This is a genomic window from Pimelobacter sp. 30-1 (assembly GCF_018831735.1).
Classification (GTDB): domain Bacteria; phylum Actinomycetota; class Actinomycetes; order Propionibacteriales; family Nocardioidaceae; genus Nocardioides.
Map to the genome: position 1 here is coordinate 135,031 of NZ_NHTS01000005.1, position 20,990 is coordinate 156,020.

At 74.1% G+C, this 20,990-nt stretch carries 21 protein-coding genes; 16 read left to right on the forward strand and 5 right to left on the reverse strand.

Annotated features, from left to right (window positions below; translation table 11 throughout):
• Positions 1-144: 144 nt before the first annotated feature.
• From CCO04_RS12015 to CCO04_RS12025, 3 genes are all read left to right on the forward strand, one after another.
• Complete coding sequence (locus tag CCO04_RS12015) at positions 145-597, forward strand: helix-turn-helix domain-containing protein (RefSeq protein WP_215814384.1); 453 nt, start codon at positions 145-147, stop codon at positions 595-597.
• A gap of 8 nt (positions 598-605) precedes the next feature.
• Positions 606-1,241 carry a hypothetical protein gene (locus tag CCO04_RS12020; RefSeq protein ID WP_215814385.1) on the forward strand — a complete coding sequence of 212 codons (636 nt, stop codon included), beginning with the start codon at positions 606-608 and terminating at the stop codon, positions 1,239-1,241.
• 83 nt (positions 1,242-1,324) lie between these two features.
• Complete coding sequence (locus CCO04_RS12025) at positions 1,325-1,624, forward strand: DUF2516 family protein (protein ID WP_215814386.1); 300 nt, start codon at positions 1,325-1,327, stop codon at positions 1,622-1,624.
• A 16-nt stretch (positions 1,625-1,640) separates the two neighbouring features.
• Here the strand turns inward: CCO04_RS12025 and manA are convergent, their stop codons facing one another.
• Together manA and CCO04_RS12035 are read right to left on the reverse strand one after the other, a co-directional pair.
• Positions 1,641-2,819 carry a mannose-6-phosphate isomerase, class I gene (gene manA, locus CCO04_RS12030; RefSeq protein ID WP_215814387.1) on the reverse strand — a complete coding sequence of 393 codons (1,179 nt, stop codon included), beginning with the start codon at positions 2,817-2,819 and terminating at the stop codon, positions 1,641-1,643.
• Between the two features lie 121 nt (positions 2,820-2,940).
• Positions 2,941-4,368 carry a sugar transferase gene (locus CCO04_RS12035; RefSeq protein ID WP_215814388.1) on the reverse strand — a complete coding sequence of 476 codons (1,428 nt, stop codon included), beginning with the start codon at positions 4,366-4,368 and terminating at the stop codon, positions 2,941-2,943.
• A gap of 157 nt (positions 4,369-4,525) precedes the next feature.
• On the opposite strand from CCO04_RS12035, the gene galE reads away from it, so the two are divergent.
• The 11 genes from galE to CCO04_RS12090 all read left to right on the forward strand — a co-directional run bounded on the left by galE (position 4,526) and on the right by CCO04_RS12090 (position 12,488).
• The gene (galE, locus tag CCO04_RS12040; protein ID WP_215814389.1) at positions 4,526-5,530 is read left to right on the forward strand and encodes a UDP-glucose 4-epimerase GalE; all 1,005 of its coding nucleotides are present in this window, start codon (positions 4,526-4,528) and stop codon (positions 5,528-5,530) included.
• Positions 5,527-6,366, forward strand: coding sequence for an N-acetylmuramoyl-L-alanine amidase (locus tag CCO04_RS12045; protein WP_215814390.1), 840 nt, complete (start codon positions 5,527-5,529; stop codon positions 6,364-6,366). The genes galE and CCO04_RS12045 overlap by 4 nt, the downstream gene beginning before the upstream one ends.
• A gap of 285 nt (positions 6,367-6,651) precedes the next feature.
• A complete protein-coding gene (locus CCO04_RS12050; RefSeq protein WP_215814391.1) occupies positions 6,652-7,548 on the forward strand; it encodes a glucosyl-3-phosphoglycerate synthase in 897 nt (298 codons plus the stop codon).
• A complete protein-coding gene (folP, locus tag CCO04_RS12055) occupies positions 7,548-8,405 on the forward strand; it encodes a dihydropteroate synthase (protein WP_215814392.1) in 858 nt (285 codons plus the stop codon). Before CCO04_RS12050 ends, folP begins: the two co-directional genes overlap by 1 nt.
• A complete protein-coding gene (locus CCO04_RS12060; RefSeq protein ID WP_308281187.1) occupies positions 8,402-8,878 on the forward strand; it encodes a hypothetical protein in 477 nt (158 codons plus the stop codon). Before folP ends, CCO04_RS12060 begins: the two co-directional genes overlap by 4 nt.
• Before the next feature lie 17 nt (positions 8,879-8,895).
• Positions 8,896-9,462, forward strand: a complete 567-nt coding sequence (locus tag CCO04_RS12065) for a rhomboid family intramembrane serine protease (RefSeq protein WP_215814393.1) — start codon at positions 8,896-8,898, stop codon at positions 9,460-9,462.
• A complete protein-coding gene (locus CCO04_RS12070; protein ID WP_215814394.1) occupies positions 9,459-9,872 on the forward strand; it encodes a VanZ family protein in 414 nt (137 codons plus the stop codon). Before CCO04_RS12065 ends, CCO04_RS12070 begins: the two co-directional genes overlap by 4 nt.
• Before the next feature lie 57 nt (positions 9,873-9,929).
• Positions 9,930-10,439 (forward strand): sigma-70 family RNA polymerase sigma factor, encoded by a 510-nt coding sequence (locus CCO04_RS12075; RefSeq protein ID WP_215814395.1) that lies wholly within the window; start codon positions 9,930-9,932, stop codon positions 10,437-10,439.
• Positions 10,436-11,077: an anti-sigma factor gene (locus CCO04_RS12080; protein WP_215814396.1), complete on the forward strand. Its 642-nt coding sequence runs from the start codon at positions 10,436-10,438 to the stop codon at positions 11,075-11,077. Before CCO04_RS12075 ends, CCO04_RS12080 begins: the two co-directional genes overlap by 4 nt.
• A gap of 72 nt (positions 11,078-11,149) precedes the next feature.
• The gene (locus CCO04_RS12085; RefSeq protein ID WP_215814397.1) at positions 11,150-11,698 is read left to right on the forward strand and encodes a hypothetical protein; all 549 of its coding nucleotides are present in this window, start codon (positions 11,150-11,152) and stop codon (positions 11,696-11,698) included.
• A gap of 19 nt (positions 11,699-11,717) precedes the next feature.
• A complete protein-coding gene (locus CCO04_RS12090; RefSeq protein ID WP_215814398.1) occupies positions 11,718-12,488 on the forward strand; it encodes an enoyl-CoA hydratase-related protein in 771 nt (256 codons plus the stop codon).
• A 7-nt stretch (positions 12,489-12,495) separates the two neighbouring features.
• Here the strand turns inward: CCO04_RS12090 and CCO04_RS12095 are convergent, their stop codons facing one another.
• Genes CCO04_RS12095 through CCO04_RS12105 form a run of 3 tightly spaced genes read right to left on the reverse strand, consistent with a single transcriptional unit; the run spans position 12,496 to position 16,567 of the window.
• Entirely contained in the window at positions 12,496-13,512 is a 1,017-nt protein-coding gene (locus CCO04_RS12095) for a TIGR03617 family F420-dependent LLM class oxidoreductase (RefSeq protein ID WP_215814399.1), read from the reverse strand.
• 7 nt (positions 13,513-13,519) lie between these two features.
• On the reverse strand, positions 13,520-14,926 hold the full coding sequence (locus CCO04_RS12100; RefSeq protein WP_215814400.1) for an MFS transporter: 1,407 nt from the start codon (positions 14,924-14,926) through the stop codon (positions 13,520-13,522).
• Positions 14,927-14,986: 60 nt separating this feature from the next.
• Positions 14,987-16,567: a fatty acyl-CoA synthetase gene (locus tag CCO04_RS12105; protein WP_215814401.1), complete on the reverse strand. Its 1,581-nt coding sequence runs from the start codon at positions 16,565-16,567 to the stop codon at positions 14,987-14,989.
• A gap of 58 nt (positions 16,568-16,625) precedes the next feature.
• On the opposite strand from CCO04_RS12105, the gene CCO04_RS12110 reads away from it, so the two are divergent.
• Together CCO04_RS12110 and CCO04_RS12115 are read left to right on the forward strand one after the other, a co-directional pair.
• Positions 16,626-16,970 (forward strand): DUF2200 domain-containing protein, encoded by a 345-nt coding sequence (locus CCO04_RS12110; protein WP_257752313.1) that lies wholly within the window; start codon positions 16,626-16,628, stop codon positions 16,968-16,970.
• Between the two features lie 156 nt (positions 16,971-17,126).
• The gene (locus CCO04_RS12115) at positions 17,127-20,927 is read left to right on the forward strand and encodes an HtaA domain-containing protein (protein WP_215814403.1); all 3,801 of its coding nucleotides are present in this window, start codon (positions 17,127-17,129) and stop codon (positions 20,925-20,927) included.
• Positions 20,928-20,990: the final 63 nt, after the last annotated feature.

The window sequence follows — 20,990 nt, forward strand, 5'->3', positions numbered from 1 at the left end:
GTGAGTTGATCCGATTTGAACAGTGGAAGGCGGACACGATCACCCGGGCGGGGCGTGGGGCGGTCCGCGGCGCTCGTGCTCATGTGAACGACTTCACGTGCTGCCTGCTTGCAACTTGCTAACTATTGCTAGCACGATGGGCGCATGGCGAAGGGAAAGGTCGTGAAGACCGTCGGGTCACTCGGCGACTACCTCAAGGAGCAGCGGACCTCGGCCCGTCTCTCCCTGCGGCAGCTGGCCGACCAGGCGGGGGTCTCGAACCCGTACCTGAGCCAGATCGAGCGAGGGCTTCGCAAGCCGTCGGCCGAGGTGCTCCAACAGATCGCCAAGGCCCTGCGGATCTCTGCGGAGCAGCTCTACATCAGGGCCGGGATCCTCAGCCCTGATGACGGCGTGGGGGGATCGGTGGAGCTCGCGATCGTGAGCGACACCGGTCTCACCGAGCGGCAGAAGCAGTCGCTCCTCGATGTCTACGCATCGTTCCTCGCGCTCAACGCGGCCGAGTCGGAAGGCTCCGCCGAGGCCGCGGACGAGGCGCCGGAAGACGCGCCGACCACTACCGAGACGGACACCGACGCCGTCGCCAACGAAGGGTGAAACCAGCAATGCCGAAGATCGAGCTCCCCAAGATCGAGATCCCGACCCTCGACCTCGCCAAGGTCGACCTCCCCCCGGCCGCCGCCAAGCCGCTCTACGCCGGCGTCGGCGCGACCGACCTCGCCGTCGAGAAGGTCCGCACCTACGTCGCCGACGTGCAGGCCAAGGTGACCGCCCGCGTCGCCGACGTCCAGAAGGACGTCACCGCCCGCGTGGCCGGTGTCCAGACCCGCGTCGCCGGCGTCCAGAGCAGCGTCAAGGGCTTCGAGCTCCCCGAGCCCAAGTCGCTCCAGGGCAAGGCCGTCAGCACCCTCGCCGACCTCCAGGCCGACGCCAAGGCGCTCCCGGCCAAGGTCCAGAGCAGCGTCAAGGGTGCGTACGACGACAACGTCGCCACCGCGACCGCGCTCTACGCCGACCTCGCCAAGCGCGGCGAGGGCGTCGTCGTCAAGCTCCGCACCGGTGAGGTCCCGGCCGCCCCGGTCGCGACCGCCCCCGCCGCCCCCGCGAAGAAGGCCCCGGCCGCCAAGAAGGCCGCTCCGGCCGCCAAGAAGGCGCCCGCCAAGAAGGCCCCGGCCAAGAAGGCTCCGGCCGCCAAGAAGGCGCCCGCCGCCAAGAAGGCGACCCCGGCTCCCTCCGCCTGAGCCGACCCGCTCCGCACCGCGACCCCGAGGCCCCGGCCTCGGGGTCGCTGCTTTTTCGGGTGCTGCCCTAGGATCGACCCACTATGTACGGGGGATTCGTCGGCGCAGCCAGTGACCTGGAGATGTGGATCAACGTCGGCATCGCCTTCGTGCTGCTCGTGGTCAAGATCTTCGCCTTCGTCAGCGCGCTGCTCTACTCGGCCGACTCCTACGACGCCGCGGACAAGCTCAACAAGACGACGTGGACCCTGATCCTCGGCATCGGCGTGATCCTCCAGGTGGTCCCGATCCCGCTCTCGATCGTCAACCTGGCCATGCTCGTCGCGGCGTGCGTCTACCTCGCCGACGTCCGGCCGGCCCTCGCGGGGCTGCGGCGCCGCTGAGCCCGCGCCGGGGCGGCTAGATCAGGTCGTCGAGGCGGCCGGCCGCGCCGTCGGGCGCGTAGGCCTGGGCGACCTCGCCGGTGCCGACGATGCGCAGCTCGCCGTCGCCGTCGTCGGCGTACGCCGCATCGCCCCGGCGCAGGTGGAGCATCTCGTCGCGCTCGTTGAGCAGCGCGACCTCGCCGCCGGTGCACACGAGCAGGCGCGGTCCGGTGGAGGGCAGGATCACGCCGGCCGGGTCGGCCTGGGAGCTCTGGGTCAGCGAGAGCGCGAACTCGCGGTTGGGGCTGAAGATGTCGGTCGAGGTCCCGAACAGCTGGGGCGAGACCCGGGCGACCCGGGACATGCCCTCCTCGAGGCAGAGCACGAGCCCGGCCGGGTCGACGTGCTTGGTGGTGAGCCCGGCGCGCAGGACGTTGTCGGAGGAGACCATCACCTCCAGGCACATGCCGCTGAGGTGGGCGTGGATGATCCCCGTGTCGAGGTACGCCGCCTCGCCGGGCTGCAGGGTGAGCCGGTTGAGGAGCAGCGAGACGAGCACGCCCACGTCGCCGGGGTAGAACTTCTCGATCTCGACGGCGGTCGCGTAGGCCCGCTTGATGTCGATGCCGTCGTCGAGCGCCGCGCGGCACTGCTCGACGATCGCGGCGACGTCGTCGGCGCCGGGCGGCTCGAGGAGCAGGCCCTCGACCAGGCGGACGATGCCGGCGAAGCCGGGGTTCTCGCGCAGCTTCTTGGTCAGCGTGCGGACCACGGGGTGCGGCAGCGGCATGAGCACGCGCAGGATCTCGGCAGTCGGGCGGAAGCCGACCAGGGTGTCGAAGGTCGACAGCGCGACGACCATCTCCGGCTTGGGCCGGGGGTCCTTGAAGACCCGCTCGGGCGCGGCGAGCGGGACGCCGCGGGCCTCCTCGGCGGCGTACCCGGCCTGGGCGCGGGCGGAGTTCGGGTGGACCTGGATCGAGAGCGGGCGCTCGGCGGCGAGCACCTTGAGCATGAAGTCGAGCTGTCCGGCCACCTCGCTGAGCGGGCGCTGATCGCCGCTGTCGTCGACGATCCGGGCCGTACCGAGCGGATGGGTCCCCAGCCACACCTCGGCGACCGGTCCACCGTCGGGACGGCGGCGCTGGAAGCCGGGGATCGCGTGGGTCGAGCCCCAGTCGTAAGCCTGGGTGGGGCACTCGAGGGGGAGCAAGGGGAGAACCTCCTGGCGGGAACGGTCGGTGAGACTCTACTGACCGGTCGCGTCCGCGCCGTGCTTTCGCCGAAGGTTCGCCTGGCCGCCGTCGCCGTGTCGCGCGGCGCGGGCGAGGCGCTCAGTAGGCGCCGCGGGCGCCGACGACGGCGCGCGCCGTCCGGGCCAGGATCGCCAGGTCCTGGAGCATCGACCAGTTGTCGACGTAGTAGAGGTCGAGCCGCATCGCCTCGTCGGGGCGCAGGTCGTTGCGGCCCGAGACCTGCCACAGCCCGGTCATGCCGGGGCGGACGAGCAGGCGGCGGGTCATCGCGCCGTCGTACAGGGCGACCTCGCGGGCGACCTGGGGGCGCGGGCCGATCAGGCTCATGTCGCCGCGCAGCACGTTGAGCAGCTGGGGCAGCTCGTCGACCGAGTAGCGGCGCAGCCAGCGCCCGGGGCGGGTGATCCGGGGGTCGTCCTTGACCTTGAACAGCAGGGCGTCCTGGTCGGTCGCGGCCATCAGGTCCGCGACCTGGGCCTCGGCGCCGACCCGCATCGTGCGCAGCTTGAGGCAGCGGAAGGGACGGCCGCTGCGGCCCACCCGCGGCTGGGCGAAGAGGACCGGGCCGCGGTCGTGGACCCACACGGAGGCCGCGGCGATCACCAGCAGCGGGCTCAGCGCGAGCAGCAGCACGGAGGCGCCGAGGACGTCGAAGAGCCGCTTGCCGACCGCGCCGGCGTCGGTCCACGTGGGTGACTCGACGTGGATGAGCGGGACCCCGCCGACCGGGCGCACCGCGATCCGCTCGTGGGAGATGTTGTCGAGCTGGGGCGTCAGCACGACGTGGACCCGGTGCCGCTCCAGCGCCCAGATCGCCTGCTTCATCTGCGCGGCGTCGGCGATCGCGCCCGGCGCGAAGAGGACCACGTCGGCGGCGTGCTCATCGACCACGGCGGTCAGCTCGGTCAGGTCGATCCCGGCCCCTGCCTCCGCCGGAACGACGGCGCCGACCACCGCGTAGCCCAGCCAGCTCTCGCGGCGCAGGATCCGGGTCATCGCTTCGCTGCCCGCGAGCGAGCCGGCCACGAGCACCCGCGTGGTGAGCCGGCCGCGGCGGCGCAGCACGTGGAGCACCTGGCGCACGACCCAGCGGCCCACGAGCAGCAGCGCCGGCCCGATCACGAAGGCCAGCACGAAGAAGCCGCGCGGCAGCGCGAACTTCGCGAGGTAGCAGCCGATCCCGACCAGGCCCGCGGTGAGCACGCTGGCCTGGAAGACCCGCTTGAACTCCTCGGTGCCCGCGCCCAGGACCTCGCGGCGGTAGCCGCCGAGGAAGCCGGTGCAGAGCAGCCAGCCGAGCAGGATCAGCGGCGCGGCCACGTCGAGGTGGGTACGGACCCCGGACGGCGGCGCGAAGACGGTCAGCGTCTCGCGGCCGAGGACCGCGAGCGCGAGGGTGAGGCCGAGGAGCAGGGCGTCGACGACGAGCACGGCGACGGGGACCAGGGGGAGCGGACGCGGCCGGACCACGCGCAGGTGGCGCGGTGCGCGGTCGACGACCGTCATCGGACCCCCGGTTGTCCTCGTGCAGCCCCCTCGCCGGACCGCTGTGCGCGGACGTGACCGTAGGGAGGACGCGGGGCGGCTGTCGCGGCGATCGGGGCGGCTGTTCGCAAAACGACGGTTTACGGGGGAGCAGGGGTCGCTCAGTACCCTCGGGCCCATGAAGGTTCTCGTCACCGGCGGCGCCGGCTACCTCGGTTCGATCACGGCGAAGGCGCTCGAGCAGGCCGGGCACACCCCGGTCGTCCTCGACTCGCTGCTCAGCGGACCCCGGGCCTACGTCGGCGACCGGATCTTCTACGAGGGCGACATCGCCGACCGCGCGCTGTTGCGGCGCGTGGTCGCCGAGCACCCCGACCTCGACGCGACGATCCACATGGCGGCCCGGATCGTCGTACCGGAGTCGGTGGAGAAGCCCTACGAGTACTACCGCGACAACGTGGCGAAGTCGCTGGAGATGTTCGACGAGCTGACCGCGCTCGGCAAGGGCCGGATCCTGTTCTCCTCGACCGCCTCGCTCTACGCGCTGACCCCGCAGTTCTCGGTCACCGAGGACGACGCCGTGGACCCGACGTCCCCCTACGCCCGCACCAAGCGGATGATGGAGATGGTGCTCGAGGACCTCGCCAAGGCGAGCGACCTGCGCGCGATCATCTTGCGCTACTTCAACCCGATCGGCGCCGACCCGGACCTCGAGACCGGCTACCACCTGCGCGACGCGACGCACGTCGTCCCGCTCATGGCGCAGACGGCGCTCGGCTTCCGCGAGTCCTTCACGCTGACCGGTACCGACCACCCGACCCGCGACGGCACGGGCATCCGCGACTACATCCACGTCTGGGACCTGGCCCGGGCCCACGTGCGGGCGGTCGAGGAGTTCGACGCCGTGCTGGCCAAGGTCGACGCGCCCTACACCTACATCAACCTCGGTGCCGGCGATGGCGTCACCGTGCGCGAGCTGCTCGCCGCGGTCGAGCGCGTGGTCGGCAAGCCGGTCCCGGTCGTCGAGGCGCCGCCGCGCCCCGGTGACGCCGCAGGCGCCTTCGCCAACGCCGACAAGGCCGCCGAGCTCCTCGGCTGGCGGACCGAGCTGAGCCTCGACGAGGCCATCGCCTCGGCGCTCGCCTGGGGAGAGAAGCGGAAGGACGTGCTGGGGTACGCGTGACCAGGCGCGCCGCCGCCGTCCTGCTCGCGGTCGCCGTCCTGGCCGCGGGGTGCTCCGACCCGGAGACCCCCGGGCCCGGCGCCGGGACGACGAGCGCCGCCCCGCCCTCCGCGGCACCCACCTCGGTCGACCTGCCGGAGCGCCCGCCGAAGCGCCGCCTGCTGGCCGGCAAGGTCGTCGTGCTCGACCCCGGCCACCGGCTGGGCAACGCCCGGTTCCCCGACGAGATCAACCGGCCGGTCGATGCCGGCGGGCTGACCAAGGAGTGCAACACCACCGGGACGGCGACCGACGACGGCTACCCCGAGGCGACCTTCACCTGGCAGGTCGCGGTCGAGGCCCGGCGGCTGCTGCGCCGGATGGGCGCGCAGGTCGTGCTCACCCGGCCCGACGACGCGGCCGACGCCTGGGGCCCGTGCGTCGACGAGCGCGGCCGGATCGGCAATCCCGGCAGGCCGGGGCCGGACGCCGACGTCCGGGTGAGCATCCACGGCGACGGCGTGCGGTCGTCGACCGCGCACGGCTTCCACGTGATCCGGCCCGGTGACCGGGCCGGCTGGACCGACGACATCGAGCGGCCCTCCCGCCGCCTCGCCGTGGCCCTGCGCGACGCACTGGTCCGCGCCGGGTTCACCCCGTCGACCTACCGCGGTGCCGACGGGATCGACGTCCGTACCGACCTCGGCACGCTCAACCTCTCCGACGTGCCCGCGGTCATGGCCGAGCTCGGGAACATGCGCGACGCCGGGGACGCCGCGGTGATGGAGAGCGCGGCCGGCCGGCTCCGCTACGCGCGGGCGATCGCGGCCGCGGTCCGGGCCTACCTCCGCGGCTGACTCAGGTCCGGGCGTGCCGGCCGAGCGGTGGTGGCTGCGCGGCCACCCGGCGCGGCCGTTTGGGGCGGCGCGAGTGGCGTTCGATGTGCGGGCACCGGTGGGGTCCGTACCTCAGCAGGCAGCGCACCTTGCGGCGGAATCGGCGGAAACCCATGTCGATCTCCAGGGGGGAGGGAGCACCCAACGTCCCGAGATGACTTCGACCGTAGCACCGGTTCTGGCAGTTCGGGGCGAGTCTGCCGGGTGAATCCGGACCGCCCCCGTCCGGCCGGTAGGTTGGCCGCTATGGGGATCCGCGCCGCCCACTGGGACGACTGGAGCCTCGAGGGACTCCTGGGCCGCAAGGTGGCCCTGGGGCACCGGGTCAGCCTCGTCGTCCCGGCCCGCAACGAGGCCGCGACCGTCGGCGCGGTCGTCGCCCGGGTGCGTGAGGCGCTCATGGACACCGTCGCGCTGGTCGACGAGATCGTCGTCATCGACAGCGACTCCGTCGACGACACCTACGCCGTGGCGGAGTCGGCCGGGGCGCGGGTGCACCGCGCCGCCGAGATCCGCCCCGACCTCGGCACCCACCCGGGCAAGGGCGAGGCGATGTGGAAGTCGCTCTTCGTGACCTCCGGCGACCTCGTCGTCTTCATGGACGCCGACCTGCACGACTGGGACACCCATTTCGTGCCCGGCCTGCTCGGCCCGCTGCTGGCCGACCCGCAGGTGCAGCTGGTCAAGGGCTTCTACGACCGGCCCGGCGCCGACGGTCCGCTCGAGGGCGGCCGGGTCACCGAGCTCGTCGCGCGGCCCCTGATCGCGCTGCTCTTTCCCGAGCTGGGCGCGCTCGTCCAGCCCCTCGCCGGCGAGTGGGCCGTGCGCCGGGCGTGGTTCGCCGGGCTCCCCGTCCCTACCGGGTACGCCGTCGAGCTCGCCGCCCTCGTCGACACCGTCCGCGCGGGCGGCCCCGAGGCGATCGCCCAGGTCGACCTCGGCGTGCGCGCCCACCGGCACCAGGCGCTGCGCGACCTCGGCGGCATGGCGACCCAGATCATCGCGGCGGCCCTCGCCCGGTCCGGCGTCACGCCGGTCGCCGGGGGCGACGAGGCCGTGCTGCGCCAGTACCTGCGCGGGCTCGAGCCGGTCGAGCACGTCGTACCCACGGTGGAGCGACCGGCGGCGGAGGCCTACCTGTGATGAAGCTCGGACGGCACGCGTTCGGCGAGGACGAGGCGCTGATGATGGCGATCGTCAACCGCACGCCCGACTCGTTCTTCGACAAGGGCGCGACCTGGGCCGAGGACGCCGCCTTCGCCCGCGTCGCCGAGGTGGTCGCGCAGGGCGCCGAGATCGTCGACATCGGCGGCATCAAGGCCGCGCCCGGCGTCGAGATCTCGGTCGCCGAGGAGAAGGCCCGGGTGGTCGACTTCGTGGCCCGGGTCCGCGAGACCTACCCCGACCTGGTGATCTCGGTCGACACCTGGCGCGCCGAGGTGGGCGCCGCCGTCTGCGCCGTCGGCGCCGACGTGCTCAACGACGCCTGGGGCGGGGCGGACCCCGAGCTGGTCGACGCGGCCGCCGAGTACGGCGCCGCCCTCATCTGCACCCACACCGGCGGGGTCACGCCCCGGACCCGCCCCTACCGCATCGAGTACGACGACGTGGTCGCCGCCGCGATCGCCGACACCGTCGCCTACGCCGAGCGCGCCCTGGCCGCAGGCGTCGCGCGCGAGTCGATCGTCATCGACCCGGCCCACGACTTCGGCAAGAACACCTTCCACTCGCTCGAGGTGACCCGGCGCCTCGGCGAGATGGTCGCCACCGGCTGGCCGGTGCTCGTGTCGTTGTCCAACAAGGACTTCGTCGGCGAGACGCTCGGCCTCGACGTGGGGGAGCGGCTGCTCGGGACGCTGGCCGCCACCTCGGTCTGCGCGCTCGCCGGCGCCCGGATCTACCGCGTGCACCAGGTCGTCGAGACCCGGCAGACGGTCGACATGGTCTGGTCCATCGCGGGGCGGCGCGCGCCGCTGCGCGCGATCCGGGGGATCCAGTGAGCGCCCCGGCCGCGGCCGTGACGGCCCTGGTGCCGGGCGTGCCGGCCCTGCTGCCGTCGTACGCGTCGCTGGAGGACCCGGTCGCCGACCTGCGCGCCGCCTGCCGGTCCGCGGTCGGCGAGCTCGGCCCACGGGTGCGCGTCGTCGCGTCCGGGCCGTCGGGCCTGCGGGTCGGGGCCGCCCTGGTCGCGGACGCGGGGGCGAGCGTGGTCGATGCCGGCGAGACCGGCGTCCTGGTCGTCGGCAACGGCTCGGCCAAGCGCACCGAGAAGGCGCCCGGGCACCTCGACGAGCGGGCGGCCGGCTTCGACGCCGCGCTGCGGACGTCGTTCGCCGGCATCGACCCGGTGCTCGCCGGCGAGCTGTGGGCCGACGCCGCCTGCCTGGGCGACCTGCCGCCGCTGGCCGCGGCCGACGTCCGGTACGACGACGCGCCGTTCGGCGTCCAGTACTGGGTCGCAGTCTGGGCCTGACCCGCCACACTGTCCCCATGCCCCTGCAGACTCGCCCCGCCTGGCAGGTCGCGGCGCTCGCCGCCGGCGTGTTCGTCGCCCTGCTCTGGGTGATCGAGGCCGTCGACGTCGCCGCCTCGCACCGCCTCGACGGATGGGGCATCCGCCCCCGTGACGGCGAGGGCCTGCTCGGGATCCTCGCCGCGCCGCTGCTCCACGGCGGCTGGGGCCACCTGAGCGCCAACACCGTGCCGGCGTTGGTGCTGGGCTTCCTGACGCTCGCCACGGGCGTGACCCGGGGTCTCGTCGCGACCGCGATCATCTGGCTGGCCGGTGGGTTCGCGGTGTGGCTGGTGGCGGGCGGCAGCTCGGTGCACCTCGGGGCGTCGGGGCTGATCTTCGGCTGGATCGCCTACCTCGCCGTCCAGGGCTTCGTGGACCGCAAGCCGTGGGAGATCGTGATCGGCCTCGGGGTGCTCGTCGTCTACGGCAGCGTCCTGTGGGGCGTGCTGCCCGGTACGCCGGGCGTCTCGTGGCAGGGGCACCTCTTCGGCGCGCTGGCCGGCGTGGGCGCTGCCTTCGCCGTGCGGGAGCGGCCGGCGTGAAGCCGCTGCGCTGGCCCTGGCTGTGGCTGGGGCTGTGGGCGCTGCTCGTCGGGGCGGTGATCGTGCTGTCGCTCGGGTCCGCGCCGCCGGGCCCGGACGTGCCGGCGAGCGACAAGTGGCAGCACCTGGTGACCTACGGCGTGCTCGCGGCGGGTGCGGTCCAGGTCTTCCGGGGCGGGCGGCCGGTGCTGGTCGCGGCGGTCGGACTGGTCCTGCTCGGCATCGGCCTGGAGATCGCCCAGGGCACGCTCACCAGCGACCGGGTGATGGACTGGCGCGACGCTGTCGCCAACACCGCCGGGGTCGGGCTGGGCTTGCTCACCCGGCGGACCGTGGCGCGCGACGTCCTGCTCCGGGCGGCACCGGCACCGGCGTCGGCGCCGGCTCCGGCTCCGACGCGCGGCGCATGATGGAGGGGACGGTGAACCGAACGGCTCCCGTCGTCGTGTCCTCCACGGAGGTGGACGATGCCGGGCGATCCCGACCTGATCCAGGAGCTGCACCGCGCGCACGCCGCGGCGCTGGAGCGCTACGTCCTGCGGCTGGTCGGTGACCCGCAGCGCGCGGCGGACGTCGTCCAGGAGACGTTGCTGCGCGCCTGGCTCCACGACGTGCGCGACGACGAGCGCGGCTCGGTCCGGGCCTGGCTCTACACCGTCGCCCGGCACCTGGTCGTCGACGAGGCCCGCTCGTCGCGGGCCCGGCACGAGACGAGCGCGGCCGAGCCGCCGCAGACCCCCGCGACCATCGAGCCCGACCAGGTGGACGCGCTCTTCGACGCCCTGCTGGTGGGCGACGCGCTCGCCACGCTGAGCCCGGAGCACCGCGCGGTCGTCGTCCGGGCGTACTACCTGCGGCTCAGCGTGGCCGAGATCGCGGCCGCGCTCGACATCCCGCCGGGCACGGTGAAGTCCCGGCTGCACTACGGCCTGCGCGCGCTCCGGCTCGCCCTCCAGGAGCGGGGGGTGACCCGGTGACCGGCCCCGACCCGTACGCCGACTGGGACGCCGCCTACGTGCTCGGCGCGCTGTCGAGCGCGGAGCGCCGCGCCTACGAGGACCACGTCGACGACTGCGCCCGCTGCGCGACGGCGGTGGCCGAGCTGGGGATGCTGCCCGGGCTGCTCCGGCTCGTCCCGGACGAGGACGGTGCGGCGCTCCTCGCCGGACCGGAGGTCGTGCCGGCGCCGGCCGCGCCAGCGCGGCGCCGGCGGAGCCGGGTGAGCGCCGCCGTCCTCGCGGTGCTGCTGGTCGGGGCGGTCGGCATCGGCGGCGTCGTCCTCGGGAACCGGGCGGAGGAGCCGCCCGGCAGCGTCGCGGTGACCCTCGCCGGGGTGGCGCCGAGCCCGCTGCGGGCCACGGTCCGGCTGACGCCGACCTCGTGGGGGACCGAGATCGCGATGACCTGCACCTATGCGGGGGACTACGGCGACCGGCACCGCTACGCGCTGTACGTCGTGGACGGCGCCGGCGAGCGCCAGCTCGTGTCCCGCTGGCAGGCCGGACCGGGGGACACCGCGCGGACGACCGGCTCGACCGATCTCGCGCCCGGGGCGATCCAGCGGGTCGAGCTGGAGGCGGCCGACGGCACGGTCCTGCTCGCGGGCGCGCCCTGACCGGGTGAACCTCGGTGGCTCCGGCGTCGTGTCACGGATGCCCTACCCGCCCGCCCGACCCGAGGAGTCCCGATGAACAAGCCCGCCGCCCTGGCCACCTCCCTGCTGACCGCGACCGTCCTCGCGCTGGGCGGCTGCGGGTCCGACGGGGGCGGCGGCAGCGGCGGCGACACGACGCCGACCGCCTCGAACCTGACCCTGCGGCTGGCCGACACCGAGGTCGGCAAGGTCCTGGTGGACGCGGCGGGCCGGACCGTCTACTTCTACGACAAGGACCAGCCCGGCGCGACCGCCAGCGCCTGCACCGGGCCGTGCGTGGGGCTCTGGCCCGCCGTACCGGCGCCGGCGAAGCCGAGCCTCGGCCCCGGCGTCCAGGGCACGCTCGGCACGGTCACCGGGGCCGACGGCAAGGACCAGCTCACGCTGGAGGGCCACCCGCTCTACACCTACGCCTCGGACGGCGAGGCCGGTGACGCCTACGGCCAGGGGTACGGCGGGATCTGGTGGGTGGTCGGGGCCGACGGCGCCAAGGTGACCACGCCCGCCGCGCCGTCGAGCCCGTCGAGCCCGTCGAGCCCCTCGGATCCGTCATCTGGCGGGGGCGGCGGGTACGGCTACTGAGCCTGGGAGAATCCCGGGCGTGAGCGACCTGATCATCGACCGCGAGCGCCCCGGCGTCGTCGCGGTGACCTTCAACCGTCCCGAGCGCCGCAACGCCTTCACCAAGGAGATGTACGGCCGGATGCGGGCCCTGTGGCTCGAGCTGGCCGAGGACCGCTCGGTCCGGGTGGTGGTGCTGCGCGGCGAGGGCGGCAAGGCGTTCGCGGCCGGCAACGAGATCTCCGACTTCCTCGAGGCCGACGCCGTCGAGTACGAGACCTGGATCCGGGAGATGCTCGACGGCCTGTTCGCGCTGCCCCAGGTCACCATCGCGGCGATCGACGGGGTGTGCGTCGGGGGCGGCCTCGCGGTGGCGACCAACGCGGACCTGCGGGTGGCGACGTCCGGCTCGCGCTTCGGCTACCCGATCGCGCGGACCCTCGGCAATGCGCTGTCCTCGCCGGTGCTCTACCGCTGCGCTGCGGTGTTCGGCGAGTCGCTCACCCGCGAGATGCTGCTCGCCTCGCGCCTGGTCACCGCCGACCGCGCGTACGCCGCCGGCGCGATCTCCGCGGAGGTCCCCGACCGCGCTGCGCTGGACGCCGAGGTCGACGCCTTGGTCGACGGGATCCTCCAGGCCTCGCCGGTCACCCTCAGCGTCACCAAGCAGCAGCTGCGCCGCCGGGCCGCGATCACCGAGACCGCGCCGGCCGACGAGGAGCCGCTGCTGCGCGAGGTCTACGGCGGGCCGGACTTCGCCGAGGGTGTGCGGGCGTTCCTGGCCAAGGAGAAGCCGGCCTTCGGGCGCTGAGCCCGGCTCAGAGCGGGCGCAGCGCCGCCGCCAGCGCGGCGACCTGGTCGAGCGGCGGTTCGTAGCCGGGGAAGTAGCAGCACACCCGGTTCACCCCGGCCACCCCGGCGAAGCGCCGGCCGATCTCGGCCGCGCACTCCTCGGGTGTGCCGGTCACCGCGAGCGTGGCGAGCATCCGGTCGTCGACGAGCGCGGTCATCGCCGCGACCTCGCCGGTCTTGGAGAGCCGGTTGAGCTCGGGCTGGAGGTCGCTCCAGCCCTCGACGTCGAGCACCGGCCGGTACGCCGGCGTGGACCCGTAGAACGCCAGCAGCCCCCGCACGCCCGCCCGGGCGGCGGCGAGCTCGTCCTCGGTCCGGCCCATCGCGACGATCGCCTGCGGGTGCACCGCGAGGTCGCCGGGGGAGCGCCCGGCCGCGGCGAGCCCCTCGGCGATGGCGGGCAGCGTGCGCTCCTGGAAGTGGCGCCGGCTGTGGAAGGGCATCACCAGCAGGCCGTCGGCGACCTCGGCGGCGGTCCGGGTCATCAGCGGGCCCAGCGCGCCGAGCAGCACCGGCGGCGGGCCGTGGGGGTTGGGTCCGGGCACGAAGGTGGGCGGCATCAGCGTGTGGGTGGTGTGCTCGCCGCGGAAGTCGAGTCGGGTGCCCTCCTGCCAGGAGTGCAGGATCGTGCGCACCGCGGCGACGATCTCGCGCATCCGGGCGGCGGGCGGGGACCAGCGGGCGCCGTACCTCTTCTCGATGTGGGGGCGGATCTGCGAGCCCAGGCCGAGCCGGAACCGGCCGCCCGACATCAGCTGGAGGTCCCACGCGGTGTGGGCGAGGTGCATGGGCGAGCGCGGCATCGCGATCGCGACGTTGGTCATCAGGTCGGCGTCGACCTCGCCGGCGACCGCGGCCAGCGGCAGGAAGACGTGGTGCGGGCCCTCGAAGGTGAACAGCCCCGCGGCACCGGCCGCGGTCAGCTCCCGGGCGCGCTCGCGCGCCTGGTCGGGGCGGCCGCCGAGCTGGAGGTCGAGGAGCATGGCTCCATCAAAGCGCCTCGGGCTGCGCGGCGGGGGCCGTTCGCCGCAGCCACGGTACGACGACCACCGCGACCGTCGCGACCAGGCACAGGCCGGCCATGGTCAGGGCCGTCGCCCGGAAGGCGGCGACGTGGCCGCCGTACATCTCGAGGAGGGCGACGGTGACCGCCGAGCCCACCGAGAAGCCCAGGTAGCGCAGCAGCTGGTTGAACGCGAGCGCGCTGCCGGTCTCGGCGCGCGGCACGTGGGGCACGATCAGCGTCGGCAGCGACGAGAACGTGAACCCGCTGCCCAGCCCGCCCACGGCCATCGCCAGCAGCGCCTGCGGGTAGGTGTCGTGCCACAGCGTCAGCAGCACCATCGCCGAGGCGAAGACCGTCGAGCCGAGCGGCAGCAGCAGGTGCGGGCCGTGGCGCCGGGCCAGACGCAGCGCGACGCGGCTGCCGGCCACGCTCATGAAGGAGTAGGGCAGCAGCACCGCGCCGGCCTCCGCGGGGCCGAGCCCGAGCCCCCAGCCCGCGCTGCCGTCGTCGCGGACGAGCAGCACGACCAGCGTGAGCAGGCCGTACATGGCGACCGCCAGCGCGAACGCGACACCGTTGGGGCCGAGCACCCCGGGCCGGGTGGCCAGGCGCAGGTCGACGAGCGGCTGCTCGCCGCGGGCGGTGAGCCGGCGGGTGCGCAGCACCCAGCCGGTCAGGAGCAGCACGCCGCCCGCCGCGGGGCCGAGCACGCCGGGCGCGGTCCAGCCCCACCGCTCGCCCTGGCTGACCGCGAGCAGGGTGGCGACCATCCCGACGCCGACGAGCGCGACGCTGGGGACGTCGACGCGCTGCGGCGCTCCCTGTGCCTCCCGGGGCAGGAAGCGGACCGCCAGCAGCAGGGTGAGGGTGACGAGCGCCGTGCCGAACCAGTAGGCGCCGCTGATGCCCCAGTGCTCCGCGATCACGCCGGTGACGGGATAGCCCAGGCCCGCGCCCGCGACCGTCGCGATCGACAGCAGCGAGAGCCGCGAGGCCAGCCGGGGACCGGTCCACACGTCGCGCGCCACGGCCAGCGTGAGCGGGGTCAGGGCGAGGCCGACGCCCTGGAGCGTGCGCCCGGCGATGAGCGTCCCGATGGTGATCGGCAGCGCCGCCAGCACTACGCCGACCAGGACGACGGCCAGGCCGGCCAGCAGCACCGGCCGCCGCAGCCGACCGCTGCCCCAGCGCCCCAGCGCCGGGGTGGTGGCGGCCGCGGTGACCAGGGTGGACGTGAGCACCCACTGGGCGGTGCTCAGCGGGACGTCGTACCGGGCGGCGATGCTGGGCACCAGCGGCGCGCCCAGGCTGCTGACGACCGCGGTGACCGTGGTGATCGCCGCGAGGGTGGCGAACAGCCAGCGGTCCTCGCTGCTCGCCGGTCTCGTCACGGCGCCCAGTCTCCCGCGCCCGTACGCCGCCCCGGGCCGCGCGTTCCGCTGGGCGGTCCGTCAGTCGCCCGCCGCGAGGTCGGCGTGGGCGTCGCGGAGCTGACGCTTGAGGATCTTGCCGCTGGGGTTCTTGGGCAGTGCCTCGGCCAGGACGACGTACTTGGGCGCCTTGTAGCCCGCGAGCACCGAGCGCGCGTGCGCCAGGACGTCGTCCGCGCTCAGGGCGGCCCCGGCACGGGGGACGACGACCGCGGCCACCGCCTCGACCCAGCGCGGGTGGCTGACGCCGAACACCGCGACCTCGGCGACGTCGGGGTGGGTGTAGATCGCCTCCTCGACCTCGCGGCTGGCGACGTTCTCGCCGCCGGTCTTGATCATGTCCTTCTTGCGGTCCACGACGTAGAGGTGGCCGGTGTCGTCGAGGTAGCCGAGGTCACCGGAGTGGAACCACCCGCCGCGGAACGCCTCCGCGGTCTTGGCCTCGTCGCGGTAGTAGCCCAGCGTCGCGTGGGGGCTGCGGTGCACGATCTCGCCGACGGTGCCGGCCGGGACCGGCTCGTCGTTGTCGTCGACGATCCGGGTCTCGACGTTGAGCGAGGGACGCCCGGCCGAGCCCGCGTAGGGGAGCTGCTCGTCGGGGCCGAGGATCGTCGCGAGCGGGGCCATCTCGGTCTGGCCGTAGAAGTTCCACAGGGCCACGCCGTGCAGCCGCTCGCTCAGCTCGCGCAGCACCTCGACGGGCATGGGGGAGGCGCCGTAGTAGCCCTTGCGCAGGCTCGACAGGTCGGTCGTGTCGAAGTCGGGGTGACGCAGCAGCCCGATCCAGACCGTCGGCGGCGCGAAGAACTTCGTGACCCGGTGCTCGGCGATCGTCCGCAGCACCGTGGCCGGGTCGGGGCCGGGCAGGATCACGCTGGTCGCGCCGAGGTAGACGTCGGTGCCGAGGAAGCAGTCGAGCTGGGCGCAGTGGTAGAGCGGAAGCGTGTGCAGCTCGATGTCATCGGCGCTCATCGAGCCGTCGAGCGCGCACGAGACGTACTGCCACATCAGCGAGCGGCTGCTCAGCAGCGCGCCCTTGGGGCGCGACTCGGTGCCCGAGGTGAACATCATCCGGACCGGGTCGTCGTCCGCCATCGGTACGACGACCGCCGGCCCCTCGTGCTCCAGCCAGCCGCCCAGGTCGCTCCACCCGTCCGGCACGGCCGCGTCGCCCAGCCGGATGACCTGTCGCGTGCGCACCTGCGGGTCGGCCGCCGCCGCGATCGCCGCGTCGGCCACCGGTACCAGCGCGTCCTCGGCGACGAAGCCCGCCGCCCCGCTGTGGTCGAGGATGAACGCGATCTCGTCGGCGCCGAGCATGAAGTTGATCGGCACCAGCACCACGCCCGCCCGGGCCGCGGCGAAGTCGAGCACCACGAACTCCCAGCAGTTGTGGCTCAGCAGGGCCAGCCGGTCGCCCTTGGCCAGGCCGGCGGCGGTGATCGCGGCGGCCGTGCGCTCGACGTACCCGTCGAGCTCGGCGAACGTCAGCCGGGTCCCGCGGTCGATGATCGCGAGCTTGTCCGGGACCCGCTGCGCGGTGCGCCGGGGGAGGTCGCCGAGGGTGTGCTGACGGGCCGAGGAGACGTCGAGGTCGGGCATGGTTCGGAGGCTAGTCGAGCGGAGGTCGGCCGGGCGGACGGCGACTACCCTCGTTCGGGTGCACCGGATCTTCACCACGAGCGTCGCGTCGGTCTACCCCCACTACGTGACCAAGGTCGAGCGCAAGGGCCGCACGCAGGCCGAGCTCGACGAGGTGATCACCTGGCTGACCGGCTTCGACGAGGCCGCGCTGCGCCGCCACCTCGCGGACGAGACGACCTTCGCGGACTTCTTCGCCGCCGCGCACCTCCACCCGAACGCCGCGCTGATCACCGGCTCGGTGTGCGGCATCCGGGTCGAGGACGTCGAGGACCCGCTCATGCAGAAGATCCGCTACCTCGACAAGCTCGTCGACGAGCTGGCCAAGGGCAAGGCGATGGACAAGGTGCTGCGCGGCTCCTGACCGGCCCCCCCGCCGCTTTTTGGACGCCTTGTCAACAAACGCGCCTCGATGTGGGAGTCTTAGGTAAGGCTCACCTAATTTTCGGTGACCTCTCTCGGCCACCCCCATCCCGTGCCGGCGCGCGCCGCCGGTCCGACCGCAGGAGGCTTCGCGCTCATGGCAGCACCCCGACCCCGAGAATCGATCGCGCCGCCCGGCCGGCGCGCCCGCTCGCTCGCTCTCGCCACCGTGCTCGGCGTGCTGCTGGGCCTGCTGGTCACCGGGACGGCGGCGCCCGCCCGGGCCGCGACCACGCAGGTCGGCGGCGCGGTGCTCGACTGGGGGATCAAGGCGTCGTTCCGCAGCTATGTCGAGGGCGCCATCGCGCACGGCTCGATCACCACGTCCGGCGGGGCGAGCCGCAACGCCGACGGCACCTTCCGGTTCACCGGGGGCACCGGCATCTTCGACGACGAGGGCAACCTGACCCGGATCGCGTTCGCCGGGGCGGTCGGCTTCGACGGCCACGACGGCCAGCTCGACCTCGACGTCACCGACGTGCGGGTCGACCTCAACGGCGACCAGAGCGTGCTGCGCGCCGACCTCACCAGCAAGGACATGACCTCCGGCGAGGTCACCGCCTACCCGGACGTCGTCCTGGCGGTGCTCGACACCGAGGCCGGCACCTACGCCGCCGACGCCGGTACGTCGACCTGGACCGGCATCCCGGCCCGGCTCACCGCGGCGGGCGCCCCGGCGTTCAGCGGCTTCTACGCCGCCGGCGCCGAGCTCGACCCGGTGGCGCTGAGCTATGCCGGCCCGGGCGGTTCTCCGGTCGTCACCACCGAGTCGTGGGACCCGCAGGGTCAGCCGTTCTACGCCAACACCAGCGTCTCGCTCGACACCTTCCAGGGCCAGAGCATGAGCTACGACACCGACCACGACTGGCTGTGGACCCGCAACTACAACACCGGCCAGGTCGTCGCCCTCGACGCCCGGACCCTGGAGCGCAAGGTCGCGGTGACCGTCGCGGGCCAGAACCCGCGCCACGTGGTCTACTCGCCGCAGAACGACCGCGCGTACGTCATCGACACCGCCGTCACCGTCATCGGCCAGGACGCCGAGGGCGAGTGGAAGGTGCTCGACACCCTGCCCGTCCCGGACTCCGGCGCGAGCAACGACATCGCGGTCAACCCGGTCACCGGCGAGGTCTGGGCCTCCTGGCAGGTCGGTACGCCGTCGCTGCGCGTCTACACGCTCCAGCCCGACGGCAGCCACACCCACCGCGACCTCCCGTACCCGGACGGCGGCAAGCCCGGCACCGTGCTCTTCGCCGCCGACGGCCAGGGCATCGTGATCGGCTCGACGTTCCAGTGGCAGCCGATCGGCGCCTACCGGATCGTCGGCGAGACCGGCTCCGAGTCGCTGGAGGCGACGACCGGCATCGACGCGACGACCGGTTACGGCATGCTCGACGACGGCACGCTCGTGCGCGCCGCCGGCGACTACGACGACTACCCGACGATCCGCACCGGCGTGCTGCGCTGGAACCGCACGCCCGAGGGCTATGTCGCCGCCGACCCGCTGGTGCCGTTCGCGACCAGCCCCGACGTGGGCGGCGCGGTGTCGAGCCTCAGCGGCGACGGCGACCTGATGGCGCTGGCGAGCATCAACGCCCGCGAGCTGCGGATGCTCCTGGACGGACGGATCAGCAAGGTCCGCGGCTTCGGTACGACGATCGCCGCGACCCTCGTGCACGGCGACGCGGTCTACGTCCTCTCGAACAACCGCATGGTGCACCGCCTAGAGCTGGCCGGCCGCACCCCCGAGATCGGCACCGACCCGGCCGACACGACCGTCACCCTCGCCGCCGGCGAGTCGACGCGGACCGCCGAGCTCACCGTCGCGCTCGCGGCCGGCTCGACCGGCGACCTGCAGTGGCAGACCAAGGCGCCGGGGGCACGTCGCTTCGCCGACGTCGACGGCGCGACCGGCACCACGCTGCGGCTCGACGCCGGCACCGCCGACAACGGCACCGAGGTGCGCGTCGTCGCGACCAACCCCATCGGCACGGTGGTCTCGGAGGTCGCCACCCTCACGGTCGACTCCGCGCCCACGATCGTGACGCCCCCGCGCTCGGTCACGGTCAGCGCCGGCAGCCCGGCCGTCCTCACCGCCGGCACTGCCGGACTGCCCGCGCCGCGGCTGACCTGGGAGCGCCGGGTCGGTGGCTTCTGGCAGCCGATCGACGCCGAGGACGAGAACTTCGTCATGGCCGAGGGCTCGCTGATGATCCCCGACACCGACGTCGCCCAGAGCGGTACCCGGTTCCGGGCCAAGGCGACCAACCGGGTCGGGAGCGTCCGCTCGGCGGCGGTCACCCTGACCGTGCAGCCCGCGGTCACCATCCCCGAGGACGGCCTCACGCTCGACGGCGTCAGCATGGAGTGGTCCGGCAACAAGGAGATCCAGGCGGTGCCGCCGTTCGGCGGGTCGAACTACCTCTCCGCCGGCGTCTCCGACGGCGACGAGGCCACCTACCGCGCGACCGACGGCGACGTCGCCGTCGTGCACCGGGCGCACTCCGGGACCGAGACCGCGGCGACGTACGGCACCCGGGCGGCGCCTGCGAGCGGCACGGTCACCCAGCTCGTCCGGCTCTCCGAGGGCCGCGCCGAGCTGGCTGCCGACGGCTCGGCGAGCATCGCGTGGGACGGCGCGTTCAGCGTCAACTTCTACGGCGGCCTGGTGCCGTTCACGCTCACCGACCCCGAGCTGAGCGTCGCCGCCGACGGCACCGGCACGCTGACCGCCGACCTGTCCGGGTACGCCGCGACGATGGCCGACCCGAACGACCGCACCCCGCTCGACCCGGTGGCGGACGTGACCGTGGCGACCTTCCACGACGTGGAGATCGACCCGGCCGGGCGGATCTCGGTCGCGCCCGACTACGCCGGCGTCGAGCTCGGCGTACCGGCCGGCCAGGCCGCGCAGGACCGGACCGGCGCGGGCTGGGGCTCGTGGCCCCAGGGCTTCGTCGACTTCCAGTTCAAGACCGGGCTGTCGTCGTACTGGTACTCGTCGGGTGGGGCCGCGGACGCCAAGAAGCCGCCGTACCCGTTCGTCGTCGACCTCACTGGCGCCCGGCCGGTCGACACCGGCGCCGTCGTCCCGCAGATCACCGCGCAGCCGGCCTCGGTCACCGCGACCGCGGGCGACCCGGTGACCCTGCAGGTGAGCGCCACCGGTCCCGACCTGACCTACCAGTGGCAGCGCCGGGTCGGCTCGTCGTGGGTCGCCGCCGAGGGCGAGACGTCCGCGCAGCTGACCCTCGACGCGGTCGAGGCCGGCGACCACGGGGCTCGCTTCCGGGTCAAGGTCGCCAACCGCGCCGGTGCGGTGGTCTCCGAGGCCGCGGTGTTGTCAGTGACGCCGCGCACGACGGACCTGACGCTGTCGGTCGCCGGGCCGAGCGCCTACGGCAAGGCCGCCGTGGTCGTCGTCCGGGCGCCCGGTCGCACCGGCGAGGTCCGGCTGACCGGGGCCGGCCGGGACCGGAGGGCCGCGCTCGTGGCCGGCGTCGCCCGGTTCACCCTGCCGGCCCGGCTCGCGGTCGGGACGCACGCCCTGCGCGCGTCGTACGCCGGCGACGGGAGCCAGGCCGCCGCCTCCGCCACGGCGACCCTGCGGGTCACCCGGGCCGCGGTCACGCTGACCCGCGTCGCCGTCACCGGTGCCGGCAAGCGGGTCCGCGTGGTGCTGGGCTCGGCCACCGGCGCCCGGGTCGACGGCACGGTCCGGCTGACCCTGAAGAAGGGCGGCGTGACCCGCCGGGTCACCGCCCGCGTGGTCGACGGCCGGGCGAGCGTCGCCGTACCCCGCCTGGGTGCCGGCCGCTGGCGGATCACCGTGACCGTGCCCCGCACGGCCACGCACGCCGCGGTCACCGCGACCCGTACGGTCCGCGTCACCCGCTGAAACGCACGAGGCCCCCGCCCCGGACCGTGGTCCGGGGCGGGGGCCTCGTGTTGCGCTGGAGCG

Coding starts and splice junctions, on each gene's coding strand:
- CCO04_RS12025 (WP_215814386.1), top strand. CDS start 1,325: ATGTACGGGGGATTCGTCGGCGCAGCCAGTGACCTGGAGATGTGGATC.
- CCO04_RS12075 (WP_215814395.1), top strand. CDS start 9,930: ATGCCGGGCGATCCCGACCTGATCCAGGAGCTGCACCGCGCGCACGCC.
- CCO04_RS12105 (WP_215814401.1), bottom strand. CDS start 16,567: ATGCCCGACCTCGACGTCTCCTCGGCCCGTCAGCACACCCTCGGCGAC.
- CCO04_RS12050 (WP_215814391.1), top strand. CDS start 6,652: ATGGGGATCCGCGCCGCCCACTGGGACGACTGGAGCCTCGAGGGACTC.
- CCO04_RS12065 (WP_215814393.1), top strand. CDS start 8,896: ATGCCCCTGCAGACTCGCCCCGCCTGGCAGGTCGCGGCGCTCGCCGCC.
- CCO04_RS12115 (WP_215814403.1), top strand. CDS start 17,127: ATGGCAGCACCCCGACCCCGAGAATCGATCGCGCCGCCCGGCCGGCGC.
- CCO04_RS12020 (WP_215814385.1), top strand. CDS start 606: ATGCCGAAGATCGAGCTCCCCAAGATCGAGATCCCGACCCTCGACCTC.
- CCO04_RS12085 (WP_215814397.1), top strand. CDS start 11,150: ATGAACAAGCCCGCCGCCCTGGCCACCTCCCTGCTGACCGCGACCGTC.
- galE (WP_215814389.1), top strand. CDS start 4,526: ATGAAGGTTCTCGTCACCGGCGGCGCCGGCTACCTCGGTTCGATCACG.
- CCO04_RS12095 (WP_215814399.1), bottom strand. CDS start 13,512: ATGCTCCTCGACCTCCAGCTCGGCGGCCGCCCCGACCAGGCGCGCGAG.
- CCO04_RS12015 (WP_215814384.1), top strand. CDS start 145: ATGGCGAAGGGAAAGGTCGTGAAGACCGTCGGGTCACTCGGCGACTAC.
- folP (WP_215814392.1), top strand. CDS start 7,548: ATGAAGCTCGGACGGCACGCGTTCGGCGAGGACGAGGCGCTGATGATG.
- CCO04_RS12035 (WP_215814388.1), bottom strand. CDS start 4,368: ATGACGGTCGTCGACCGCGCACCGCGCCACCTGCGCGTGGTCCGGCCG.